This window comes from Brevibacterium picturae (genome assembly GCF_900105045.1).
Classification (GTDB): Bacteria; Actinomycetota; Actinomycetes; order Actinomycetales; family Brevibacteriaceae; genus Brevibacterium; species Brevibacterium picturae.
The window spans coordinates 124,270-146,522 of record NZ_LT629739.1 but is presented as its reverse complement, the minus strand read 5'-3'; the positions used below and the strand labels follow the sequence as shown (position 1 = coordinate 146,522).

Below are 22,253 nucleotides of genomic sequence, written 5' to 3'. Positions count from 1 at the left end.
TCGGGAGAACTATGCCGACGCAGACTCTGTCCCATTCCTCACCGAATCCCGGTCGACGCCCGAGCGGTGCCACGCAGGCTCCGAAGCGCAGACCGTGGCTGATCGCCGTCATCATCATCGTCCTCGTTCTGGCCGCCGGCTACCTGGTGATCGGATTCCTCACCGGACGCGTCCTCTCCCCGGGGACGACGGTTGCCGGCATCGACATCGGCGGCAAGTCCACCACCGCCGCCGAGGCGACCCTGCGAGAGGAGTTGGGCGGACAGGCCGACGAGGAGATCGAGCTCAAAGCAGGAAAGCCGACCGCCTCACTCGACCCCGAGAAGGCCGGGGTCAGCTTCGACATACCAGAGACCATCGGCCAGGCCACCGGCTTCACTCTCGACCCGAGGGTGCTGTGGAATCGTCTCTTCGGCGATGACGAGATCGACCCGGTCATCAGCATCGATGACACAAGCTTCGAGGACGCGACCGGCAAGGTCACGGAGTCGCTCAAGGTCGACCCCGTCGACGCCGAGGTCAGCTATGCGAAGTCCACGCCGAAGCTCAAGGACGGTGCGCACGGGCAGAATGTGTCCTCCGAGCAGGTGCGCACTGCCATCGAAGACTCCTGGCTGCGCAACGAGGGCGCGCTCCTGGTCAACGCCACCGAGGTCGATCCGGACATCACCACCGCCGAGGCGAAGGACGTCGTCGACGGATTCGCCGCGGACGCAGTGAGCAAGGATCTGAGCGTGAAGGCCGAACCCGCGAAGGATGCGGATGCGGATGTCGACGGCGGCGAGCTGACGATCAGTCCGGCGATCATCGCCAAGACCCTCACATTCGAACCGAAGGACTCGAAACTCGTTCCCGCCTTCGATGAGGAGGATCTGCAGAAGCGAGTTCTGGCCGCGAACACAGACGTCGGCAAGCCCGCCAAGGACGCGAGCTTCACCATCAAGGACGGCAAGCCCGAGGTGGTGGAGTCCGAGACCGGCATCGGCATCGAAATGGACGAACTGACCACGGCCGTCACCGACGCCATCAAGGGCGACACTGATACGCCCACGGTCACACTGGCCTCGGTCAAGCCGGACTTCACGACGAAGGACGCGAAGAAGGCCGATGTCTCTGATGTGATGTCCGAATTCTCCACCGGCTATTCCTCAGAGCCGGCCCGGGACACCAACCTCAAGGTCGCCTCGAAGACGGTGTCGGGCACAGTCGTCCAGCCGGGGGAGCAGTTCTCCCTCAACGAGACCCTGGGCCAGCGGACAGCGGCCAATGGGTACAAGGCCGCCGGAGTCATCTCCAACGGACAGATGGCTGAGGATTACGGCGGGGGAGTGTCCCAAGTGTCGACGACCCTGTTCAACGCCGCCTTCTTCGCCGGCTTCGACCTCGACGAGCACCAGGCCCACTCACGTTATATCTCCCGCTACCCAGAGGGGCGGGAAGCCACGCTCGACTGGACGACCATCGACATGAAGTTCACGAACACATCGAAGTCACCGATCGTCCTCGACATGTCTGTCTCCGACGGTGAGGTGCATGCGAAGGTGTTCGGCGACAAGAAGCTCAAGGTCGAGTCGGACTCTTCCGACCGGTACAACTACAGTTCGCCCGGCTCCGTGACGGAATCGGGGCCCGAATGTACGCCGCAGTCGCCCAAACAGGGCTGGTCGATCAAGATCACCCGGACGATGGAGGACATCGCCTCGGGCAAGACTTCGAAGGACTCGTTCGTCACCGTCTATCGCCCCGTCAAAAAGGTCGAGTGCGAGGACTGACACTGCCTGGGCGCAGTTCGCGCCGGACTCAGCCTCGAGTCGCGTACCAGGATCGGTGACGGACCGTGGCGCCGAGTGATGTGAAGAGATTGAGCGAGGCCTCGTTGCCGGCATCGACGTCGACGAGGTAGGAGCGAACTCCGCGCTGAGACAGGAGCGCGGCTGCGGCCCGGACCACAGACCTGCCGGCGCCGCGGCGGCGCAGATCGGGGTGGGTGACGAGATTGGTCAGCACGCCCCATTTGCTGCGTTCGACGATCCGGCAGCTGGCCACCATGGACCGGGTCCCGCCCGGATGGTCGGCATAGGCTGTGACGAACTCACAGGGATCTGCGGCTTCGACGAGTCCACGGAAAGCCTCCTCCGATCCGGGATCACGCTCACTCGTCCAGGCCGCATAGTGCGTCGACGTCGGCTCTTCGCTCACGTCGATCGACAACCCGGGGGCAGCCGCAGCACCGGGATGCGCGGCCCCAGCGGCCGCCTCGGCGGTGGAGCCTGCCAGCAGAAAGACCGGCTGGGAGGGGGCGTAGCCACGGGCGGAGAGCAGCGGTCCGAGCCCCTCGCAGGCGGGGGCCAAGGCGCTGGAATCGTCCGTCGAATAGATCTGAATGCTGCTCGGCTGGTTTCGCGCTGAATACCACGCTTCGACCGCTTCGAGCGTCTGCTCCCAGTCCATCCCGGTGTCCGTGACCGGAAGGCAGCTGTTGGCGCGCCTGGTCGCGGACTCGGAACTGCGCAGCAGCCAGCCCTTCTGCAGCAGACCGAAGTCATCGGCATCATCGGCACTCTCATTGCGCAGATTCTCCACGTGCAGCCAGGAGATGTCCGTGGGCAGCCACGCCGCGGCCGAGATCCTGCGCAGGTCGACGGCGGAGACGATCTCGTGGGTGCGACCAGACTTCGTGGGCGCCGGCGGAACTTCGTGGACGAGCATGATCTGGGCGCGGGCAATGCGGATCGGTCCGCGCTTCGTGTCGATCTCGACGAATGAGTCGTCGGCGCTGTTGACGACGCCGAGTGCATCCGAGGTCGAATGGGTATCACCGGGTTCGAGCGAATACCGCACGACCACTCTCTTGCCTGGTTGCAGATCGTCCACTTGTCGCCTTCCGCTGAGGAGCCTGTCTGGTGCTTTCGTCTCCAGCCTAATCCAGGCCTCATCTCAGCCGCTGTCGGAGTGACGGAGGACACCTATGTGAAACCGGTTACCGGATGGGACCAGCGAGGGCAGAGGGCGTAGTCTTAGGATACATACGTGCAATCTCGTTGAGTCTTAAGAGGAGTCGTACTCGTGACGTACATCATTGCCGAGCCCTGTGTCGATCTGAAGGACAAGGCCTGCATCGACGAATGCCCGGTCGACTGCATCTACGAGGGTGAGCGCAGCCTCTACATCCACCCGGACGAATGCGTCGACTGCGGCGCCTGCGAACCCGTCTGCCCGGTGGAAGCGATCTTCTACGAAGATGACACTCCAGAGGAGTGGGAGGAGTACTACAAGGCCAACGTCGAGTTCTTCGACGAGATCGGCTCACCCGGCGGCGCTGCGAAGCTGGGCAATACCGGCCTGGACCACCCGATCATCAAAGCCCTGCCCCTGCAGCAGCACGACTGAGCCATGTCTGACCGCTTCGGCCTCAACCTCCCCGACTACCCATGGGACCGCCTCATCGAGTTTCGGAACCGTGCCGCCGGCCACCCCGACGGTGCCTGCGATCTGTCCATCGGGACGCCGGTCGATCCCACTCCGTCGGTGATCCGGGACGCGCTGGCAGCCGCCGGTGACGCCCATGGCTACCCGACCACGGCGGGCACCGATGAGCTGCGGGAATCCATCGCCTGGTGGTATCAGAACTGGCACGGTGTCACGCTCGATCCCGCCGCCGAGGTGCTGCCCACCATCGGCTCGAAGGAAATGGTCGCCTGGCTGCCCACCTTGCTGGGTCTGTCTCGGGCCGGACTGGCCGTGGCCTGCCCCTCGGCGGCCTACCCGACCTACGAGATGGGCGCGACCATCGCGGGCGTCGACTGCCATCGCATCGATGCCGCCGACGTCGCCGCAGGAGCCTCGCTGGAGGGGATCGGTCTGCTCTGGATCAACACGCCGGGCAATCCCACCGGTGAGGTCCTCGACACCGAGACCCTCGCCGAGGTCGTCCGTCGTGCCCGCAGCGCCGGAGTCGTGCTCGCCTCCGACGAGTGCTATGGCCTGCTCAACTGGGAATCCGAATCTCCTGCTCCGAGCATCCTCAACGCCACAGGTGAGGACCACCACGGTGTGCTCAGCGTGTATTCGATGTCGAAGCAGTCGAACCTCGCCGGGTACCGTGCGGCGTTCGTCGCCGGCGACAGGGAATTGATTTCAGATCTCACCAGATCGCGCAAACATGCCGGCATGATCGTGCCGTTCCCAGTCCAGGCCGCGATGATCGCGGGCCTGCGAGACACTGCTCACGTTTTCGAGCAGAAGGAGCGGTACCGGGCGCGTCGAGATCTGCTGCGCAGCGGGCTCGAAGCCTACGGATTCCGCATCGACCATTCGAGTGCGGGCCTCTACCTGTGGTCGAGCGCCGACGTCAACTGCTGGGAATCGCTGTCGCTATTGGCAGAAATCGGAATCATCGCCGGTCCCGGCGAATTCTATGGTGAGGCCGCCACCGACCATGTGCGCATCGCTCTGACAGCATCCGACGAGCGTATCGGGGCGGCAGCGCAGCGGTTGCACAAGGCGGTCGGCTGAGCCGTTGCGCGGCACAGCTGTGATTTTCTGATTCTTGTTGTTATCGGTAGTCTTTGAGGGAATTGTGCAAGACACCTCAGGAAGTGCTTGAGGTGGGACAAGGCTGAGGAGAACATATGCCATCGGATGCGAGTCTGCAGGTCGGGGACACGAAGCTGACGCTGCCCGAGGTGGCTTCGTCCGCGGGCAACAACGGATATCGCATCGGCTCTCTGTTGAACGACACCGGGGCAGTGACCTACGACCCAGGGTTCGCCAACACGGCATCAAGCTCCTCGGCCATCACCTACATCGACGGTGACGCAGGTGTCCTGCAGTATCGCGGCTATCCCATTGAGCAGCTCGCCGAGCATTCCAACTTCGTCGAAGTCAGCTACCTCCTCATTCATGGTGAACTTCCGACTCAGGAGCAGTTCGACGCATTCGACGGTCGACTGCGCGGACATACCATCGTTCACGAAGACCTGCGTCGCTTCTTCCGGGCCTTCCCCTACGATGCGCATCCGATGCCCATGGTGGCAGCTGCAGTCGCGGCTTTGTCGACTTTCTACCAAGATGACCTCGATGTCTTTGACGAAGGTCAGGTCGACACCTCGACATTCCGTCTGCTCGCGAAGATGCCGACGATCGCCGCTCTGGCCCACCGCAAGAACATGGGGTTGCCCGTCATCCACCCGGACAACTCGCTGAGCCTGGTGGAGAACTTCCTGCGCGTGAACTTCGGCGTCCCGGCCGAGGAGTACGAGCCCGACCCCTTGGCCGTCAAGGCCATGGACCAGCTCTTCATCCTCCACGCCGACCACGAGCAGAACTGCTCGACCTCGACGGTTCGTCTCGTCGGGTCATCGCAGGCGAACCTGTTCCAGTCGATCTCGGCCGGCGTCAACGCTCTTGCCGGGCCGCTGCACGGCGGGGCGAACTCCGCTGTGCTCGAGATGCTGCAGGAGATCTCGGCGTCCGACGATGGTCCTGAGAAGTTCATGGAGCGGGTGAAGAACAAGGAAGACGGTGTTCGTCTCATGGGCTTCGGTCACCGCGTTTACAAGAACTATGATCCTCGCGCGAAGATCATCAAGAAGACCGCCGACGAGGTCCTGGCCCGCTCCGGCGGCGACCCGCTGCTCGATGTGGCCCAGAAGCTCGAAGAGATCGCTCTGGCCGATGATTACTTCGTCGAGCGCAAGCTCTATCCGAACGTGGACTTCTACACGGGGCTGATCTACAAGGCCCTCGGGTTCCCGACGAACATGTTCACGGTCCTCTTCGCCGTCGGTCGTCTTCCGGGCTGGATCGCTCAGTGGCGCGAGATGATCAACGACCCGGAGACCAAGATCGGTCGTCCTCGCCAGATCTACACGGGTGCCTACTCCCGTGACTACACGGACATCGACAACCGCTGATCGCCCCTTGGATCGCAGCGCCGGTCTCAACCAGCACCTTCGGTCTCAACCAGCACCCTGCCTCTTAACCGGCACCCTGTCTCCCAACTGGCACCGCCGATCGCAATAGGCACCGCTGGCCAAATACGTCCTACACTCAGCACTGCTTCACCCCTTTGCAAGAAGGCGGTTTGCAGTCGAGTGTAGGGCGTATTTTTCATGTCTGCTCGGGCCGCACTCTCATCCCGACCGTGTGAGGTTGAGCCACTGGACCGTGCGAGGCTGAGTCACTACGGGACTCCGACACAGCGGTGCTGAGACAGCACGAGGGCGCGCCCACTTTCGTGGACGCGCCCTCGTCGGTATCACTTCAGAGCCTGCTCAGTCGACTGCAGCTGAGCCGACTGAGGCTCAGCAATCTGATGTTCAGTGCAGGTCGGGGTTGAGCTCGATGCCCTTGGACGAGCGTGAGATCGCCTCGACGGTGCCGGACACGGAGTTGCGGCGGAACAGGATGTTGTTCTGACCGCTGAGTTCGGAAGCCTTCACGACCGTTTCGTCCTCACCGGGAACGGTGACACGGGTGCCGCCGGTGATGTAGAGGCCGGCCTCGACGATGCAGTCATCGCCGATGGAGATGCCCACACCGGAGTTGGCACCCAGCAGGCTGCCGTTGCCGATGGAGATGCGGTGTGTGCCGCCGCCCGAGAGCGTCCCCATGATCGAAGCACCGCCGCCGATGTCGGAACCGTCTCCGACGACGACGCCCTGGGAGATGCGTCCCTCGACCATCGCCGATCCCAGCGTGCCGGCATTGAAGTTGACGAAGCCTTCGTGCATGACGGTTGTGCCTGCGGCGAGGTGCGCGCCGAGGCGGACACGGTCGGCATCGGCGATGCGCACACCGGAGGGAATGACGAAGTCGGTCATCCGTGGGAACTTGTCGAGTCCATAGACGGCGACCGGTCCATTGGCCATCAGCTTCGCGCGGGTGGCTTCGAAGTCCTCCGGTGAGCAGGCACCGGCAGAGGTCCACACGATGTTCGCGAGGTGACCGAAGATGCCGTCGAGGTTGACGTCATTGGGAGCGACCACACGATGGGACAGTGCGTGCAGACGCAGGTAGGCGTCGGCCGCCGAGGCGGGACCGGCGTCGAGGTCGATCGTCGTCGTCACGACCTCGGTATGGGTGCCTCTGGCCTCGTCTGCCCCGACGAGGTCGTCCAGGCCGTCCTTGTGGTAGTGAGAGGTCGCGGCAGCCTCGGCGGCGTCGGGAGTCTCTCCGGTGCTCAAAGTGGGGTACCAGACGGTGAGGACGGAGTCATTGTGCAGGGTGGCCAAGCCACGTGCGGAAACTATGCGTTCTGTCATGCCACCAAGACTAGTCGGTGGCGGCAGTACTAGGCTAAGCGGTATGACTGTCGATCCATCTGCTGAGACCGAATCCGCTTTTACCCCCACCGGTGACCTGGCCGATTACCTCTTCGAGGCCCTGGGAGACCCGGGTGAACTCACGGGGCGACTGTGTGCCATCGAATCGGTCTCCGGCAATGAGACGACGATCACCGATGCCGTCGCCGAGGTGCTGGACCGCATCAGCGCCGGGCCCGGCCCCGATCTGGAGATCCTGCGAGACGGGGACACGATCGTGGCCCGTACCCAGCTGGGGCGGGCCGAGCGCATCGTCGTCGCCGGCCACCTGGACACCGTTCCCGTCGAAGACAACCTGCCGCCGCAGCGCAGACGACTCGAGGGCGCCGACGACACCGGCGGCGAGGTCATCTGGGGGAGGGGCGCCTGCGATATGAAGGCGGGGGTCGCAATGGCGCTGGTCACCGCCGCGGCCCTGCGTGAGCCGAACCGTGACATCAGCTGGGTCTTCTACGACCACGAAGAGGTCGACGCCTCGCTCAACGGGCTCGGTCGCGTCTCCCGAAACCATCCCGATTGGCTGGTCGGTGATTTCGCGATCCTCGGTGAACCCTCGAACGCCTCGGTCGAAGGCGGCTGCAACGGCACCATCAGGGTCAACGTGTCGACGACGGGAGTCCGCGCACATTCTGCCCGCGCCTTCATGGGCGTCAACGCGATCCATGCCGCCGCTCAGGTGCTGACCCGTCTCGCCGAGCACGAAACCGGGACGGTGAGAGTCGACGGACTCGACTACCGCGAGTCCCTCTCGGCCGTGTCGATCTCCGGGGGAGTCGCCGGCAATGTCGTCCCCGACGCGTGCACGATCGCCGTGAACTACCGCTTCGCCCCAAGCAGGTCCGCGGCCGAGGCGGAGGGTTTCCTGCGCGAGTTCTTCACCGGCTTCGACGTCGTCGTCACCGATGCCGCAGAAGGCGCCAGGCCCGGCCTCGATCGCGCCATCGCCCAGGACTTCATCGACACCCTGGGTCTCTCGCCTGCCCCGAAGCTGGGATGGACCGATGTCTCGCGGTTCAGCGCCTTGGGCGTCCCCGCTGTGAACTTCGGGCCCGGCAACCCTCTCTACGCCCACAAATCGGATGAGCACGTCGCCGTTGCCGAGGTCGAACGGGCCGCCCGGACGCTGCGCGAGTACCTCGAGGGGCAGTGAGACCGATGGCAGACCACGTTTCGTCCACCGGTGACCCAGCCCCCGGTGACCCAGCCCCCGGCGATTCAGCCGGGGATGACGCTGGCTTCTACAGCAAAGGACCTCTGCGTCTGCGCGGTTCTCAGGTGCCGGAGACGACCACGGACCAGAGTCTGCTGGATTCACGTGGGCCATCCGACTGGACCCACGAAGATCCCTGGCGGGTGCTGCGGATCCAAGCCGAATTCGTCGAGGGCTTCGACTCCCTGGCGAAGATCGGTCCGGCCGTGTCGATCTTCGGATCTGCCCGACTGAGTCCGGACACACCGGAATATCAGGACGCCCGGGAGATCTCGCGGCGCATCTCCGCCAGGGGCAATGCCATCATCACCGGCGGCGGTCCGGGCATCATGGAGGCCGGCAATCTGGGTGCAGGCGAGGCAGGGGGAGCCTCGATCGGGCTCGGCATCGAGCTGCCCTTCGAATCCGGTCTCAACGGCCACGTCGAACTCGGCGTGAACTTCCGCTACTTCTTCGTCCGCAAGACGATGTTCCTCAAATACTCCCGGGGATTCGTTGTCATGCCCGGCGGGTTCGGCACCCTCGACGAACTCTTCGAAGCCTTCACCATGGTCCAGACCGGCAAGGTCACCTCCTTCCCGATCGTGCTCTTCGGCACGGCATTCTGGCAGGGTCTCATCGACTGGATGACGACGACGATGTTGGCCTCCGGCACGATCAGTGACCGAGACATGAACCTGTTCACCCTCACCGACGACATCGATGAGGTCGTCGACATCATCGGCACCGCCATCGAGGGAGAGCAGCAGTGAGGGGCGCAGCGGAACCGAGCCCCGACCTCGGCGAATTTCACCTGGAGCAGGCCCGGGCCGGCCGCCCCGCCATCATGGCGGTGATCAACCGGACCACCGACTCCTTCTACGAATCCGCAGGCACCGCCTCCGAAGCCATCGCCGCCGTCGACGCCGCAGCGAACGAAGGTGCGCACATCGTCGACATCGGCGGTGTGCGGGCCGGCCGAGGCCGGGAGATCTCCATCGCCGAGGAGATCGACCGTGTCTGCCCCGTCATCGAAGCCGTCGCGCACAGTCATCCGCACGTACTCATCAGCGTCGACACCTGGCGACACGAGGTCGCCGAGGCGGCCTGCGCGGCGGGCGCGGGACTGCTCAACGACACCTGGGCAGGCGTCGATCCCGAACTGGCGTCCGTGGCAGCAGACAACGACGTCGGCCTCGTCTGCTCCCATACGGGTGGCCTGTCGCCGCGCACCGATGCTCACCGCAACCGCTACGGACTGACCGCCGGCGAGGTCGTCGACCGGACCCTGGCAGGGGTCATCGGGTTGGCCGAGGCCGCTGCGAGCGCCGGTGTTGCGGCTGAGAAGATCATCATCGATCCGACACCGGACTTCGGGAAGAACACCTACCAGTCGCTGCGGATCCTGCGAGAGCTGGAGACCTTCACCCGCACCGGCTTCCCGGTGCTGCTGGCCATTTCCCGCAAGGACTTCGTCGGCGAAGCCATCGGCGACGTGGCACCGGCCCACCGTCTGCACGGAACGATCGCGGCCACCGCGCTGGCTGTGTCCCAAGGGGCCGCAATGATTCGCACCCACGATGTTCGCGCCACTGCTGACGCCATCGATGTGACCCTGGCGATCACCGGAGACGCGGTTCCCAAACACACCGTGCGCGGCCTGCGGTGAGCAGACGATGCCACTGTGAGAAAATGACGATATGCCATTGTGGATTGTGATCGGAGTGGCCGCTGCGATCTTCGTGCTCGTGATCGTGCTGGCGGCGACATTCAACGTCTTCTCCGCCGAGTCCGCCGAGGAGACCGACGCCGCCTGGGAGCCGCTGCCTCACGACTTCACGCCTGAGGACCTCGAGGGACTGTCGTTCCGGCCTGCCCTGCGCGGTTACCGCATGGAGGACGTCGACACCGCGGTCGAAGCACTGCGCACCCGCATCCTCGAGTTGGAAGCCGCACGCGGGCAGCAATGAGCAGAGCCCACGACCTCCCCGGAATCACCCTCGCCCCTGAAGTCTTCAACTCCTCCCGTCTGTCCCGCTGGAGCACCCTGTTCCTCACCTTGCCCGTGTGGGTGCAGGCCGTGGCAGTGTACTTCGTCTCACGAGTTGTGAGCATCTCGATCTTCGCCGCGGTCCTCAAGCGCCAGGACCCGGCGAACTGGTCCTCCAGCCCAGTGACGACCACCCTCAACGACTTCCTGAATTTCTGGGACGGCGGCTGGTACTCCCGCGTCGCCGAGGAGGGATACCCGCGCAGCCTCCCGGTCGACGAGTCGGGAGCGGTGATGGAGAACCAATGGGCGTTCTATCCTCTGCACCCTGGGGTGGTCGGCTACATCTCGACTATGACGGGTGTGAGCTACGAGGTGATCTCACCGATCATTTCGACGATCGCGGCCGGGTTCGCCTCCATCGTCATCCTCGCGCTGTTCCGCAGGTATGTGGATCCAGGGCAGGCCCTGACCGGTCTCGCCCTCGTCGTGTTCTTCCCACCGGCGGCCATCTTCTCCACCGGGTACGCTGAATCCCTGACGCTCCTGCTCCAGGCCAGCGCCCTCTTCCTCATCGTCGACCGCCGCTACCTGAGCGCGATCCCCGTCGTGTTCCTCATGGACCTGTCGCGGCCCATCGGTGTGGCGTTCTCCTTCTTCATGCTGCTGCACCTCATCGATCGCTTCGTCAATCGCAGGCGAGACCCCTATCCCGCCGCCGAGGTGGCCCGATCGTGGACCTTGGGTGTGCTCTCGTGTGTCGCGGCGCTGGTTCACCCCGTCCATGCCTGGTTGGTGACCGGGTCGATCACCGCGTACACGGACACCGAGGCCGCATGGCACACGGGCGAATCGACCTACCTGGTGCAGTGGTTGGCCCAAGCCAACAGCCTCATCGGCCCGTTGGGACCGGTTCTCCTGTTCGTCGTCATCGCGGGAATGCTGGCGCTGATCTTCTCCCCGGCGGGGGCCAGGATGGGCAGAACAATGCAGTACTTCTGTCTGTCCTACGGCGTCTACCTACTGATCTTCTTCACTCCGCAGACGTCAACCCTGCGACTTCTGCTGCCGCTGTTCCCGATGGCGCTGACGCTGTCTCTGGTGCGCTCTCGTGGGTACCGGGCGGCGCTGCTGTGCGCATTCATTCTGCTCCAGATCGTCTGGGTCGCCTACCTGTGGCACTTCACCCCACCAGCGGATCTGCCTCCGTAGAAGCCAGGTTCGGATGTCAGAATTCGGTCGGGTTACCCGTCGGTGACCGGATCGTGGAATAATCGATGTACAACAGTCGGTCCATCGAGCGTGAACCGTCTTTGCAGAATCAACGGAAGGAAGAGCCCACATGGCAGCCCAGAAACCCCGCACCGGCGACGGACCTCTGGAAGTGACCAAAGAAGGTCGAGGCATGGTGATGCGACTTCCAGTCGAGGGCGGAGGCCGTCTTGTGATCGAACTCAGCAGAGACGAAGCCACAGATCTGCATGACACCCTGGCCGAGACCTTGGGCCTCTGAGCACCACAGCACACTTTCCCGGCTGAACGAACAGCCCGGCTGAACGAACAGCAGAGACTCCGCAGAGTCTCTGCTGTTTTCGCATTCTCAGGCCCAGGTTCCCGGTCGTTCAGCGCAGGGTCTTCTGCAGCATGAGCAGACCCTGGCCGATGGGCAGCAGGACGCGTTCGAGGCGTTCTTGTCCGGCCAGACGGTTGAGCAGTCCCCGCGCCGCCTGCGTGCGCGGCGAACGGTCGACAGGATCGGCCACACCCCCTTTGAGCAGGGTCTGATGGATGACGAGGAGCCCGTGCGTGTCGAGCAGACGCAGTGCCGGTTCGATCATGCGCTCGAGGTTCGTCGGCTCCGAATCGACGAACACCATGTCATATGCCCCCGGTGCCAGACGTTGGAGGACGTCTTCGGCGCGTCCGCTCATCAGACGCAGGCGGCTGTGTCGGATCCCAGCCATGTCGATGAGGTCACGGGCCGCGGCCTGAGCCGTGGAGTTCGTGTCGATCGAGGTCAGGATCCCTGCGTTGGGCATGCCTCGCAGCAGCGCCAATGTCGACGTTCCCGCACCCGTGCCGACTTCGACCGCCGCGACCGGCCTGAGCAGTCGGGCCAGGAGGGTGAGTGTCGACGCGGTCGTCTGCGACACCGACGCCAGACCGTTTTCGTGTGAGAGGGCCCGCGCAGCGTCCAGGAGCGGGTCGGGCCCGTTGTACTGTTCGGAGAAGGTGAGATCACCGGCATTCTCGCGTGACAATCGACCCTCGCTTTCGGCTGACATTTGATTTCAGTCTAACTGCTCGCGGGATCGGTGCCGTGGGTCCGCCACAGCTCCTCGAGATGATCGGGGCCGACGAAGGCCGAGCGGCTCACCTTCTCATGCGTGTGCGCAGTGGCCTCGTCGTCCCAATGCTCCCGAGCCGCGGGCAGCAGCGCCTCAGGGAGAACACCGGCGGCGTTGACGACCCTCCACCAGGTGACATTCGACCCGAATTCCTTCATCACGCGCCCGACATAGCGCGGCGAGCAGGCAGCGACTTGTCCGACAGTGCCGTAGGCGACCACTCGGCCCTTGGGAACGAGTTCGACGATGCGCAGCACCCGCTCGACAACCACCTCGTCCATCTGCTCGACTCCCTCCTGTATTCTGGCCGCTCTCCGGTCGAATACCCTGCCATTCCCCGGTCGAATATTGTCCCGTTGTCCGGTCGAACGTGGAGTAGATGAGCGTGCCTGCGATGCGCACTTCATCCTGTGCCGACCGTGAGTCGAGCATACTGCGGTGCACGGTAGACTTGTTTTCATGTTGGGTATCAACGGCACCGAAATGTTGATCCTGGTGGTAATCGCACTGGTCGTCATCGGGCCCAAACGCCTGCCCGAATACGCACAGAAGCTGCGTGAACTCGTGCGACAGATGCGGCGCATGGCCGAGGGTGCGAAGGACAATGTGCGTCGCGACTTCGGGGACGACTTCAACGACGTCGACTGGCAGAAACTGGACCCACGCCAATACGATCCGCGTCGGATCGTGCGTGAGGCCCTCGTCGAAGAGGATTCGGCCATCCGCGAGTCCAAGCTCCGCGAGTCATCGGCTGCGGCGAGTGACAAGTCCGCTCGGTCGATCGACGCGGGTGCCGAAGGCTCCGCAGATGGTGCCGAGGATTCCGGGTCTGGCTATTCTCGACCGAGGCCCCTGTCACCGATCGAACGCTTCCAGGCTCAGTCCGTCATGCGCGATCGCTCCGCCACCGCGCCCTTCGACTCCGAAGCAACCTGAACCCAGCGGACTGAGGCCACCGGTCAGTTCTTGACCACCGCGGGATGTTCCGGGTTCGAGCACAGTTCGTCACCGTAGCCGCGGCAGAAGTAGGACCCGCCCTTCTCGAATCCGATCCCCGCGAACAGCCTGCTGGCGGTGACCGTCGTCGGCGTCCTTCGCCGAGGTGGCCGTGGCCGGAACGAATGCCGTGGACTCCCGGTGGTGGACCGGTGATGTCGCCACGGGGGAGTAGGCCCGGTGGCCATGGAAGCCGCCTGCTGATCTGATGGTCCGCAGAAGAGTCTTCTCGGTGGCAGAGTTCAGGGAGTTAACACCGGGCAGGCCGGAGACATGGATGTTCGTCTTCGGATCGCGCGTGTCATCGACCATCGCGTAGCTGCGGATGCTCTGCCTCAACGCGTCGAGGTTCGCCTCTGCCGTCGTGGCCTTGTCTCTGTTCCGCCCGGGATCGTGGCTCTGCCGGCTGGAGCGAGTGGGGGTGTTCCGGGTGGGTCCGGACACGACGCATCCGGCAATGAGGGCCAGGACCGCACAGGCTGCGAGAAGTGCGAAGATGCCTCGCAGTCGGGTGGCGGTGGACGATCAAGCGGATCAGACCGGGCTGAGGCCCAGAGATCTGCCGGACAGACCGCGCGAGCGATGGCCCAGCGTCGAGGCCAAGAAGGCGAATTCGCGTGCGGCGGGGGAGTCGGGCTGTCCTAGGACTACAGGGGTTCCCGAGTCCGAGCCTTCGCGAACCTGGGTATCGAGCGGCACCTGTGCCAGCAGTTCGACCTGGGAACCGACCGTCGTGGACAGGTTCGCGGCCACCTGGGCACCGCCGCCGGAGCCGAAGACGTCCATGCGGGTGCCGTCGGGCAGCTCCATCCAGGACATGTTCTCGATCACTCCGGCCAGATGCTGGTCGGTCTGCGTGGCGATGGAGCCGGCGCGTTCGGCGACCTGCGCGGCCGCTTGCTGGGGTGTTGTGACGACGAGGAGTTCGGATCCCGGGAGCAGTTGCGCCACGGAGATCGCGATGTCACCGGTGCCTGGCGGCAGGTCGAGGAGGAGGACGTCGAGGTCGCCCCAGAAGACGTCGGTGAGGAACTGCTGGAGGGCGCGGTGGAGCATCGGGCCCCGCCACACGACGGCCTGGTTGGGCGGGACGAACATGCCGATGCTCATCACCTTCACGTCATGGGCGACTTGGGGGATGATCATGTCATCGACGCGGGTCGGTTTGCCCGAGAGTCCGAGCATCGTCGGGATCGAGAAGCCGTAGATGTCGGCGTCGACGACGCCGACCCGCAATCCGTTCTGGGCCAGGGAGACGGCGAGATTCGCGGTGATCGAGGACTTGCCCACACCGCCCTTTCCCGAAGCGATGGCATAGACCTTCGTCAGGGAGTCGGGCTTGTTGAATGGGACCTCGCGGCTCGTGCCGGGGCCTTGGAGTTTCTCGCGCATAGCTGTGCGCTGCTCGGGCGTCATGGTGCCGAGGATCACAGACACCTCGGTGACGCCGTCGACCTTCGACACCGCAGCCGTGGTGTCCTTGGTGATCGTGTCCTTGAGGGGACAGCCGGCAATGGTGAGAAGAACGGTGACGGTGACTTTCCCACCGTCGATGCTGATGTCGTCGACCATGTCGAGTTCGACGATGTTGCGGCGGATCTCCGGGTCGATGACGCCTGTCAGAGCGTCCCGAACAGTGTCCTCAGATGGCCCACTCATGTTCACGTCCTTTCTCGTCCCGATCAGTCGTCTCGGGGCCTCCAGCCTACCTGCTCGTCATCGGAGCGGTCACTTCGGACAGGGTCGTTTCCGGGGTTCTTCGCGTCCTCCTCGAGCTCCTTGAGCAGGTCCTTGAGTTCGGAGCGGATGAAGTCGCGGGTCGCCACCTCACGCATGGCGATGCGCAGTGCTGCGACCTCTCGAGCCAGGTATTCGGTGTCGGCGAGGTTGCGCTCTGCGCGCTGCCTGTCGTGTTCGAACTCCACACGGTCGCGGTCGGTGCTGCGGTTCTCCGCCAGCAGGATAAGCGGCGCGGCGTAGGAGGCCTGCAGCGACAGGATCAGCGTCAGGAGCGTGAAGTTCAACGACCGTGGGTCGAACTGCCAGGCCTCGGGAAGCAGCGTGTTCCAGATCAGCCAGACAGCGCAGAACACGGTCATTCCGACGAGGAAGGCGGGAGTTCCCATGAACCGGGCGAAGCCCTCGGCACCACGTCCGAAGGTCTCCGGAGACATCGCGATGCTGGGAAGTCTGCGCCTACTCGAACGGGGAACGTCGAAATCGTCAGCAGCCATGGCTATCCCCTCCTGTGATCATCGCGACCGGAGACCCGCCAGTCATCGGGCAGTAGCTCGTCGAGGACGTCATCGACGGTGACCACGCCGATGAGGTGGTCGTTCTCGTCGGTGATCGGCACCGACACCAGATTGTACGCCGCCAGCAGTTTGGTCACCTCGCCCAGCGGCGAGTCCGGTGGCAGCGCTTCGACCTCCGTGTCGAGCATGATGCCGACGGCCTCGTGCGGCGGGTGTCGCAGCATCTCCTGGATGTGGACGATGCCCAGATACTTGCCCGTCGGGGTCTCGATCGGCTGGCGGCAGACGAAGACCGCCGCGGCCAGCGCTGCGGGAAGGTCTTCCCGGCGGACATGGGCCAGCGCCTCGGCGACGGTGGTCTCCGGGGTCAGGATGACCGGTTCTGTGGTCATCAACCCACCGGCGGTGTCGTCATCGTAGGACAGCAGGGTCCGCACATCCTCGGCGTCATCGGGCTCCATCAGGGTGAGGAAGCGTTCTGCCTGCTCATCGCTGAGTTCGCCGAGGAGGTCGGCCGCGTCATCGGGCTCCATCTCTTCGAGCACGGTGACCGCACGTTGGGTGTCGAGGGAGGAGAGCACCTCGACCCGTGTCTCGTCGGGCAGCTCCTCGATGACGTCGGCCAGGCGCTCGTCGTCGAGAGCTCGGGCGACCTGGAGGCGACGTTCGGGCTTCATCTCGAACAGGACGTCGGCGAGGTCGGCGGGCTTCGTGTCCTGGTAGGCGGCGATGAGCTGCGTCGCCTCTTGGTCGACGTCGGAGTCTGCTGGGTGCTCGGTGTCGGTCCATGAGATCTGCATCGTCTCACCGCGCCGGCGGAAGGCGGAGAACGCGCTGCGCTCCTGGACTCTGCGCACGAAGAGGCGAGTGACCTCCCAGTCCTTGTTGACCTGCTGCTCGATGCCGACGTCTTCGATCTGGATGGGGGAGTCATCGTCGCGCAGTCGCAGGCGACGGTCGAGGAGGTCGTTGATGACCAGCGTCTCGGAGCGACGCTGTTCGAAGCGTCGCATGTTCACCAAACCGGTGGTGATGACCTGGCCGGAGTCGATCGAGGTCACCCTGCCCATCGGCACGAACACCCGTCGTCGGCCGGGAACTTCGACGACGAGGCCGATGACCCGGGGGAACTGCCGCATGGTTGCGCGGTAGACGATGACGGCATCCCTGACACGGCCGACCTGGTCCCCGAGAGGGTCGAAGACGGGGACGGCGATGAGGCGCGCGACGAAGACTCTTTTCGGTGGACCACTCATGCTCTCAAGCCTACGGGGTGATGCCCGAGGTGTGGGTCAAGCGCGGCTGAAGCAACGGCTGTGAGGGGGCGAAGAACCGGGCGTCGGCGCCCGCCATTCCGACATCACCTGTTGTTCATTAGGCAGTCGCACCGCTGTCACACAGGAGTCTCTCAGCCTCCGTAGCGTCCTTTTCCGTCAGCTCTTCCGAGTATCGATAACAAGGAGACCAACCGATATGTCTGAAAGACGACTTCGTCCCAGCGCGGTGACGGGGCTGAGCGCCTGTGCTGCTCTGGCCCTGATGGCGCCGCTGGCAGGAGCCAGCTCCGCATCGGCAGCCGAGGCCCCTGCCGAACTCTACGAGGGGCATGTGCAGGTCGACCGCGGTCAGGCCGATGATCCGGAGACGCTGCAGGGACAGGTATTCGACGACGTCAACGAGAACTCGAAGCTCGACGGAGACGAGACCGGCATCCCCGGTGTCGCCGTCACCAACGGCGTCGACGTCGTGCAGACCGACGGCGAGGGCACCTACGAGCTGCCGGTGCGGGAGAATATGACGGTCTCCATCACGCAGCCCTCCGGCTGGCAGGTGCCCGTCGACTCGGACAATTTCGCCCAGTTCAGCTACAACCACCTGCCGGAAGGATCCCCCGGGGACTTCAAGTACGGCGGAATCGAACCCACGGGTGAGACTCCCAAGGCAGTGAACTTCCCGATGATCGAGTCCGAAGCGACCGCCTCGGCGAAGCAGGACTGCGCCATCGCCTCCGATACTCAGGCCTATGACAAAACCGAAATGGGCTATGCTCGCGACGGAGCCGTGGGTGATCTGGCCGATCGCAACGATTACAAGGGCTGCGGCGTCCTCCTCCTCGGCGACAACGTCGGCGACGACCTCAGCCTCAACGACGAACTCCGTGACATCTATTCCGAGATGAACGGCCCCGTCCGAGCCGCGCCGGGAAATCATGACCAGGACTACGACTCGCCGGACGACGCCCACGCCCTTGACACCTTCCGTGACCAGTTCGGCCCCGGCCACTTCTCCTACGATGTCGGCAAGACCCACTTCGTCGTCCTCGACAGCATCGAGTACTCGGGCAACGAGTCGACGAAGAAGTACAAGGAGAAGATCGGGGAAGAACAGCTCGAATGGCTGGAGAACGACCTCAAGAACGTGCCGAAGAACGCCCACGTGGTCATCGCCACGCACGCTCCGATCGTCGACCACCAACAGGTCATCGTCGATGATGCGACCGACCTCTACGACATCATCGGCGACTACCCGAACGCGGTGACCGTCGGTGGGCACACGCACACGCAGGAGAACCTCATCGCCGGTGAACAGCGTGAGGAATGGGCAGCCGAAGGCATCGACGAGCTCCCGAACACCCAGATCGTCGCCGGCGCAGTCTCCGGCGACTGGTACTCGGGCGGGCTCAACGCAGACGGGCTTCCCTACGCCTTCACCCGCGACGGATCGGAGCCCGGCGTGCTCACCCTCGAGTTCGACGGCGCCGACCGCAGCGAACGCTACACGGTGCGCAACGAATCCGATGACCACCAGCTGCTGCTGGGCGTGAACTCACCCGAATGGCGCGAATGGGCGCAGGAGGCACAGGACTGGCAGGATGCCGACAAGGCGGGCACCGAACCTGAGGCCATCTCCGAGCGCGTCGTCACCCGTGATGACCTCAAGCAGGGTGAGACCTGGCTGACCTCGAGCTTCCTGGCCGGCACCTCAGATGCCCGGGTCGAGATGAGCTTCGACGGCAAGGCGAACGTCCTCGCCGAGCACACTCAGCCCGGCAAGGGCGAGGCGCTGGCCAAGGGATGGGAGTACACCGACCCGTACACGGCGTCGCAGAACCTGCGCACATCCGGCAGCGTCGGGCAGACGAGCTCGCACCTGTGGCGCGCTGAGATCCCGTCCGATCTCGATCTCGGCACGCACAGCGCCGAGGTGACCGGTACAGACCGGTACGGCCGCCAGTACACGGAGACCATCCGCTTCACCGTCGTCGAGGACGAGGCCGCCGCAGCAGCAGCCTCGGAGAAGAAGCTGACCAAGGACGGCTTCGATACTCAGCAGGAGAAGAAGGTCGACGAAGATGACCGTCAGGGACTCGACTCCGACGAGGCTCGCAAGGCCTCGAACTGATCGAATCCCCTTAAGCGAAGCTGTTGAGGCAGATTCGCACAGGACAGGGGCGGGCACAGACATCAGCGATGTCTGTGCCCGCCCCTGTTGCTGTGCGCCTCGGCGTGTTCGGCGGCCTCAGCTGTTGCGGCCGGCGCGGCGATCCTCAGTCCAGCGCTGTGAAGGCTCCCGCGAACTCGGGGGCGACATCGTGAAGCGTCGGCGGTTGGCCCCACGAATCCGGCACCGAGGCGGCAGCGGCGTGGGCGTCGATGATGGCGAAGCTCAGAGCATCAGCGGCGGCCGCCGTGAGCGAGACCTGATCGAGTGTCGAAGCCGCGAAATCCTCGGGCAGGCTCATTTCGCCGGTGGCGATGCCGAAGACGGTGTCGCCGTCGAAGAGCGTGTGCGAGGGGTGGACGGCTCGGGCGATGCCGGCATGAGCGCCCGAGGCGAATCGGGTGACCTGAGCCGGGTCCAAGCGGGCATCGGTGGCGACGACGGCGATCGTCGTGTTCTTCGCCGAGGTGGCCTCCGTCGAGGGCACGGGGGCGGCGGGCAGATGCCCGATCCTCGGCAGCTCGAACCCATAGGAACGCAGCAGCGGGTGAGCCCACAGCGTGCCGTCGGGCGTCCCGATCGTGCCCAGCGGGTTGGCCACCACGAGAGCCGCGACGGTATATCCGCCGGGCAGTCGGATCGCGAACGAACCCAGCGAACTGCGCATGCTCTGCATCCCCGAACGAGCACCCACACCCGCGCCGAGGCTGCCCCTGACCTCGGTGTTCTCCGCACTGTCGTTCGCGGCAGACAGCGCAGTGTGGGCGGCGGCCGCGCCGTCCTCGGCAGTGGGCGGACGGACGGACCCATCGCCTCGACCGAGGTCGAAGATCGCAGCGGCAGGGACGAGAGGGACGACGGCGTTCTCAATCCCAGGGGCGGGAAACCCTCGGCCCGCCTCGGCGAGGGCGCCGGCGACACCGGTCACCGATGCCAACCCGAGGGCCGAACCACCCGCCAGGACGATCGCATCGGCGCCATAGGAATGGGTGCCGGGGGCGATGACGTCGGTCTCGTGGGTGGCCGGACCGCCACCACGGACGTCGACGCCGACTCGCGAGCCCGAAGGGGGCAGGACGGCCGTGACACCGGTCAGCCGATCGGGACTGAACTGTCCGGCATGGCCCACGGCGATTCCCGGTATCTCCAGGATTCCCCTGCCCCGGATCGAGCGTGCGCTCATCGGCCCTGGACCCAGGCCTCGACCTCGGTGCGGGTACGGGGAAAGCCGGCGGAGAGGTTCTCGACACCCTCGGCGGTGACGAGAACGTCATCTTCGATGCGCACACCGTTTCCGCGGAATTCCTCGGGCAGGAGCAGGTCGTCGGTCTTGAAGTACAGGCCGGGTTCGATCGTGAAGACCATGCCGGGTTCGAGCACGCCATCGAGGTACATCTCGGCGCGGGCCTGGGCACAGTCGTGGACGTCGAGACCCAGATGGTGGCTGGTTCCGTGGACCATCCACCGACGGTGGTGCTGACCTTCCGGTGACAGCGACTGGGCAGCTGAGACCGGCAGGATTCCGAACTCCTCGAGACGAGCGGCGATGACCTCCATCGCAGCGTCGTGGATCTCGCGGAACTTCACCTCACGGCCGACGTGCTCAGCGGCGACGGCGAAGGCCGCATCCGATGCCTCGAGCACGGCGTCGTAGATCTTCGCCTGAACGTCGGTGAAGGTGCCTGAGACCGGCAGCGTGCGGGTGATGTCGGCGGTGTAGAGGGAATCGGCCTCGGCCCCGGCATCGACGAGGATGAGGTCGCCGGCGCGGACCACACCGTCATTGCGAATCCAGTGGAGGGTGCAGGCGTGGTTGCCCGACGCCGCGATCGTGTCGTATCCGATGCCGTTGCCGTCCGAGCGGGCCGCCGTTTCGAATGCCGTCTCGATGACGCGTTCGCCGCGTCGATGAGCCACCGCGGCAGGAAGCGAGGCGACGACATTGTCGAAGCCGGAACGGGTGATGGCCACAGCTTCGCGCAGAGCATCGACCTCGTGTTCGTCCTTGATCAGGCGCAGCTCGGACAGCAGCTGGGCCAGTTCGGCGTCGCCGGCCTCCGAGATTTCGAGATCGGCCTGCACCTGACTGCGGGCGACATCGATGACCGAATCGATGCGGACATCGGCCTGGCGGACCAGGCGGACGGAGATCGCGCCGAGGTCTTTCGTGATCGCATCGTCGACCGTTGCAGAACTCTCGGTGGCAATGCCGGTCATCGTCGACATCGCTTCAAGGTCGGCGCGGGGACCGACCCAGTACTCGCCATAGCGGGAATCGGAGAAGAACTCAACGGTGTCCGATCCGGCACGGGGACGGAAGTACAAGGTCACGCTGTGGGTGTCGTCCTCGGGTTCGAAGACGAGGACGGCGTCCGGTTCGGAATCGGTCTCGAGACCCGTGAGGTGAATGAATGCCGAGTGCGCACGGAAACGGTAGTCGGTGTCGTTCGACCGAACCTTGAGGCCGCCGGCGGGAACGACGAGACGCTCACCGGGGAAGGCCGCGGAGACCTTCGCCCGTCGTGCTGGGGTGAAACCGGCTGCGGCGAGTGCCTGGGCGTCGAGTGGTGTGCGATCCCAGCCCTCGGCGACGAAATCACGGAATGCCTGCGAATTGGGGCGGTGGGAACGGTTGTTGACGCGGTCGTCCAGGGCCTGGGTTGTGTCTGTGCTGTCTTCATTCTGGGCTGTCATGCTTCCATTCTAGGC

General features: G+C 64.7%; 22 protein-coding genes. 12 read left to right on the top strand and 10 right to left on the bottom strand.

All coding sequences use genetic code 11. The features are described 5' to 3' along the window. Positions 1–11: 11 nt before the first annotated feature. Positions 12–1,772, top strand: a complete 1,761-nt coding sequence (locus BLT92_RS00665; protein WP_092101885.1) for a VanW family protein — start codon at positions 12–14, stop codon at positions 1,770–1,772. A 28-nt stretch (positions 1,773–1,800) separates the two neighbouring features. On the opposite strand, the gene BLT92_RS00660 is transcribed toward BLT92_RS00665, so the two are convergent. Then, positions 1,801–2,874 carry a GNAT family N-acetyltransferase gene (locus tag BLT92_RS00660; protein ID WP_092101882.1) on the bottom strand — a complete coding sequence of 358 codons (1,074 nt, stop codon included), beginning with the start codon at positions 2,872–2,874 and terminating at the stop codon, positions 1,801–1,803. A gap of 192 nt (positions 2,875–3,066) precedes the next feature. Here BLT92_RS00660 and fdxA point away from each other — a divergent pair, with 192 nt between their 5' ends. From fdxA to BLT92_RS00645, 3 genes are all read left to right on the top strand, one after another. Next, the gene (gene fdxA, locus BLT92_RS00655; RefSeq protein WP_092101879.1) at positions 3,067–3,390 is read left to right on the top strand and encodes a ferredoxin; all 324 of its coding nucleotides are present in this window, start codon (positions 3,067–3,069) and stop codon (positions 3,388–3,390) included. 3 nt (positions 3,391–3,393) lie between these two features. After that, a complete protein-coding gene (dapC, locus tag BLT92_RS00650; protein ID WP_092101876.1) occupies positions 3,394–4,515 on the top strand; it encodes a succinyldiaminopimelate transaminase in 1,122 nt (373 codons plus the stop codon). A gap of 116 nt (positions 4,516–4,631) precedes the next feature. Further along, positions 4,632–5,915: a citrate synthase gene (locus BLT92_RS00645; protein ID WP_092101874.1), complete on the top strand. Its 1,284-nt coding sequence runs from the start codon at positions 4,632–4,634 to the stop codon at positions 5,913–5,915. Between the two features lie 405 nt (positions 5,916–6,320). On the opposite strand, the gene dapD is transcribed toward BLT92_RS00645, so the two are convergent. Further along, the gene (gene dapD / locus BLT92_RS00640; RefSeq protein WP_092101872.1) at positions 6,321–7,265 is read right to left on the bottom strand and encodes a 2,3,4,5-tetrahydropyridine-2,6-dicarboxylate N-succinyltransferase; all 945 of its coding nucleotides are present in this window, start codon (positions 7,263–7,265) and stop codon (positions 6,321–6,323) included. 43 nt (positions 7,266–7,308) lie between these two features. Here dapD and dapE point away from each other — a divergent pair, with 43 nt between their 5' ends. The 6 genes from dapE (at position 7,309) to BLT92_RS00610 (ending at position 12,017) form a co-directional block, all read left to right on the top strand. Continuing rightward, on the top strand, positions 7,309–8,475 hold the full coding sequence (dapE, locus tag BLT92_RS00635) for a succinyl-diaminopimelate desuccinylase (protein ID WP_092101870.1): 1,167 nt from the start codon (positions 7,309–7,311) through the stop codon (positions 8,473–8,475). Positions 8,476–8,480: 5 nt separating this feature from the next. Further along, the gene (locus BLT92_RS00630; protein WP_092101867.1) at positions 8,481–9,287 is read left to right on the top strand and encodes an LOG family protein; all 807 of its coding nucleotides are present in this window, start codon (positions 8,481–8,483) and stop codon (positions 9,285–9,287) included. Next, positions 9,284–10,183: a dihydropteroate synthase gene (gene folP / locus BLT92_RS00625; RefSeq protein ID WP_197679649.1), complete on the top strand. Its 900-nt coding sequence runs from the start codon at positions 9,284–9,286 to the stop codon at positions 10,181–10,183. Before BLT92_RS00630 ends, folP begins: the two co-directional genes overlap by 4 nt. Positions 10,184–10,214: 31 nt before the next feature. Next, positions 10,215–10,484: a DivIVA domain-containing protein gene (locus tag BLT92_RS00620; RefSeq protein WP_092101863.1), complete on the top strand. Its 270-nt coding sequence runs from the start codon at positions 10,215–10,217 to the stop codon at positions 10,482–10,484. Then, a complete protein-coding gene (locus tag BLT92_RS00615; protein ID WP_092101860.1) occupies positions 10,481–11,716 on the top strand; it encodes a hypothetical protein in 1,236 nt (411 codons plus the stop codon). Before BLT92_RS00620 ends, BLT92_RS00615 begins: the two co-directional genes overlap by 4 nt. Positions 11,717–11,846: 130 nt before the next feature. Then, positions 11,847–12,017, top strand: a complete 171-nt coding sequence (locus BLT92_RS00610; protein ID WP_092101857.1) for a DUF3117 domain-containing protein — start codon at positions 11,847–11,849, stop codon at positions 12,015–12,017. Between the two features lie 109 nt (positions 12,018–12,126). Here BLT92_RS00610 and BLT92_RS00605 read toward each other — a convergent pair whose 3' ends face one another. Together BLT92_RS00605 and BLT92_RS00600 are read right to left on the bottom strand one after the other, a co-directional pair. Further along, positions 12,127–12,789 carry an O-methyltransferase gene (locus BLT92_RS00605; RefSeq protein ID WP_231938951.1) on the bottom strand — a complete coding sequence of 221 codons (663 nt, stop codon included), beginning with the start codon at positions 12,787–12,789 and terminating at the stop codon, positions 12,127–12,129. An 11-nt stretch (positions 12,790–12,800) separates the two neighbouring features. Beyond that, on the bottom strand, positions 12,801–13,133 hold the full coding sequence (locus tag BLT92_RS00600; RefSeq protein ID WP_092101854.1) for an MGMT family protein: 333 nt from the start codon (positions 13,131–13,133) through the stop codon (positions 12,801–12,803). A 178-nt stretch (positions 13,134–13,311) separates the two neighbouring features. Here BLT92_RS00600 and BLT92_RS00595 point away from each other — a divergent pair, with 178 nt between their 5' ends. Further along, positions 13,312–13,788, top strand: a complete 477-nt coding sequence (locus BLT92_RS00595) for a twin-arginine translocase TatA/TatE family subunit (protein WP_092101851.1) — start codon at positions 13,312–13,314, stop codon at positions 13,786–13,788. A gap of 69 nt (positions 13,789–13,857) precedes the next feature. On the opposite strand, the gene BLT92_RS00590 is transcribed toward BLT92_RS00595, so the two are convergent. The 4 genes from BLT92_RS00590 to BLT92_RS00575 form a co-directional block, all read right to left on the bottom strand. Next, positions 13,858–14,292: a hypothetical protein gene (locus BLT92_RS00590; protein WP_092101848.1), complete on the bottom strand. Its 435-nt coding sequence runs from the start codon at positions 14,290–14,292 to the stop codon at positions 13,858–13,860. Positions 14,293–14,382: 90 nt separating this feature from the next. Continuing rightward, positions 14,383–15,507 (bottom strand): Mrp/NBP35 family ATP-binding protein, encoded by a 1,125-nt coding sequence (locus BLT92_RS00585; protein ID WP_092101846.1) that lies wholly within the window; start codon positions 15,505–15,507, stop codon positions 14,383–14,385. A 23-nt stretch (positions 15,508–15,530) separates the two neighbouring features. After that, complete coding sequence (locus BLT92_RS00580) at positions 15,531–16,082, bottom strand: DUF1003 domain-containing protein (protein ID WP_092101843.1); 552 nt, start codon at positions 16,080–16,082, stop codon at positions 15,531–15,533. Between the two features lie 2 nt (positions 16,083–16,084). Then, positions 16,085–17,359 (bottom strand): magnesium transporter MgtE N-terminal domain-containing protein, encoded by a 1,275-nt coding sequence (locus tag BLT92_RS00575; RefSeq protein WP_092101840.1) that lies wholly within the window; start codon positions 17,357–17,359, stop codon positions 16,085–16,087. 217 nt (positions 17,360–17,576) lie between these two features. Here BLT92_RS00575 and BLT92_RS00570 point away from each other — a divergent pair, with 217 nt between their 5' ends. After that, positions 17,577–19,505, top strand: coding sequence for a calcineurin-like phosphoesterase C-terminal domain-containing protein (locus BLT92_RS00570; RefSeq protein WP_092101837.1), 1,929 nt, complete (start codon positions 17,577–17,579; stop codon positions 19,503–19,505). A 145-nt stretch (positions 19,506–19,650) separates the two neighbouring features. Here the strand turns inward: BLT92_RS00570 and BLT92_RS00565 are convergent, their stop codons facing one another. Both BLT92_RS00565 and BLT92_RS00560 read right to left on the bottom strand, forming a co-directional pair. Further along, a complete protein-coding gene (locus BLT92_RS00565; protein WP_092101834.1) occupies positions 19,651–20,727 on the bottom strand; it encodes a P1 family peptidase in 1,077 nt (358 codons plus the stop codon). Continuing rightward, entirely contained in the window at positions 20,724–22,238 is a 1,515-nt protein-coding gene (locus BLT92_RS00560) for an aminopeptidase P family protein (RefSeq protein WP_092101831.1), read from the bottom strand. The genes BLT92_RS00565 and BLT92_RS00560 overlap by 4 nt, the downstream gene beginning before the upstream one ends. Between the last annotated feature and the right edge of the window lie 15 nt (positions 22,239–22,253).

What these genes read in the sequence shown, in the direction of transcription:
- BLT92_RS00665 (WP_092101885.1), top strand. Translation starts at nt 12, where the DNA reads ATGCCGACGCAGACTCTGTCCCATTCCTCACCGAATCCCGGTCGACGC.
- dapC (WP_092101876.1), top strand. Translation starts at nt 3,394, where the DNA reads ATGTCTGACCGCTTCGGCCTCAACCTCCCCGACTACCCATGGGACCGC.
- BLT92_RS00645 (WP_092101874.1), top strand. Translation starts at nt 4,632, where the DNA reads ATGCCATCGGATGCGAGTCTGCAGGTCGGGGACACGAAGCTGACGCTG.
- dapD (WP_092101872.1), bottom strand. Translation starts at nt 7,265, where the DNA reads ATGACAGAACGCATAGTTTCCGCACGTGGCTTGGCCACCCTGCACAAT.
- dapE (WP_092101870.1), top strand. Translation starts at nt 7,309, where the DNA reads ATGACTGTCGATCCATCTGCTGAGACCGAATCCGCTTTTACCCCCACC.
- BLT92_RS00630 (WP_092101867.1), top strand. Translation starts at nt 8,481, where the DNA reads ATGGCAGACCACGTTTCGTCCACCGGTGACCCAGCCCCCGGTGACCCA.
- BLT92_RS00620 (WP_092101863.1), top strand. Translation starts at nt 10,215, where the DNA reads ATGCCATTGTGGATTGTGATCGGAGTGGCCGCTGCGATCTTCGTGCTC.
- BLT92_RS00615 (WP_092101860.1), top strand. Translation starts at nt 10,481, where the DNA reads ATGAGCAGAGCCCACGACCTCCCCGGAATCACCCTCGCCCCTGAAGTC.
- BLT92_RS00610 (WP_092101857.1), top strand. Translation starts at nt 11,847, where the DNA reads ATGGCAGCCCAGAAACCCCGCACCGGCGACGGACCTCTGGAAGTGACC.
- BLT92_RS00605 (WP_231938951.1), bottom strand. Translation starts at nt 12,789, where the DNA reads ATGTCAGCCGAAAGCGAGGGTCGATTGTCACGCGAGAATGCCGGTGAT.
- BLT92_RS00600 (WP_092101854.1), bottom strand. Translation starts at nt 13,133, where the DNA reads ATGGACGAGGTGGTTGTCGAGCGGGTGCTGCGCATCGTCGAACTCGTT.
- BLT92_RS00595 (WP_092101851.1), top strand. Translation starts at nt 13,312, where the DNA reads ATGTTGGGTATCAACGGCACCGAAATGTTGATCCTGGTGGTAATCGCA.
- BLT92_RS00585 (WP_092101846.1), bottom strand. Translation starts at nt 15,507, where the DNA reads ATGAGTGGGCCATCTGAGGACACTGTTCGGGACGCTCTGACAGGCGTC.
- BLT92_RS00580 (WP_092101843.1), bottom strand. Translation starts at nt 16,082, where the DNA reads ATGGCTGCTGACGATTTCGACGTTCCCCGTTCGAGTAGGCGCAGACTT.
- BLT92_RS00575 (WP_092101840.1), bottom strand. Translation starts at nt 17,359, where the DNA reads ATGAGTGGTCCACCGAAAAGAGTCTTCGTCGCGCGCCTCATCGCCGTC.
- BLT92_RS00570 (WP_092101837.1), top strand. Translation starts at nt 17,577, where the DNA reads ATGTCTGAAAGACGACTTCGTCCCAGCGCGGTGACGGGGCTGAGCGCC.
- BLT92_RS00565 (WP_092101834.1), bottom strand. Translation starts at nt 20,727, where the DNA reads ATGAGCGCACGCTCGATCCGGGGCAGGGGAATCCTGGAGATACCGGGA.
- BLT92_RS00560 (WP_092101831.1), bottom strand. Translation starts at nt 22,238, where the DNA reads ATGACAGCCCAGAATGAAGACAGCACAGACACAACCCAGGCCCTGGAC.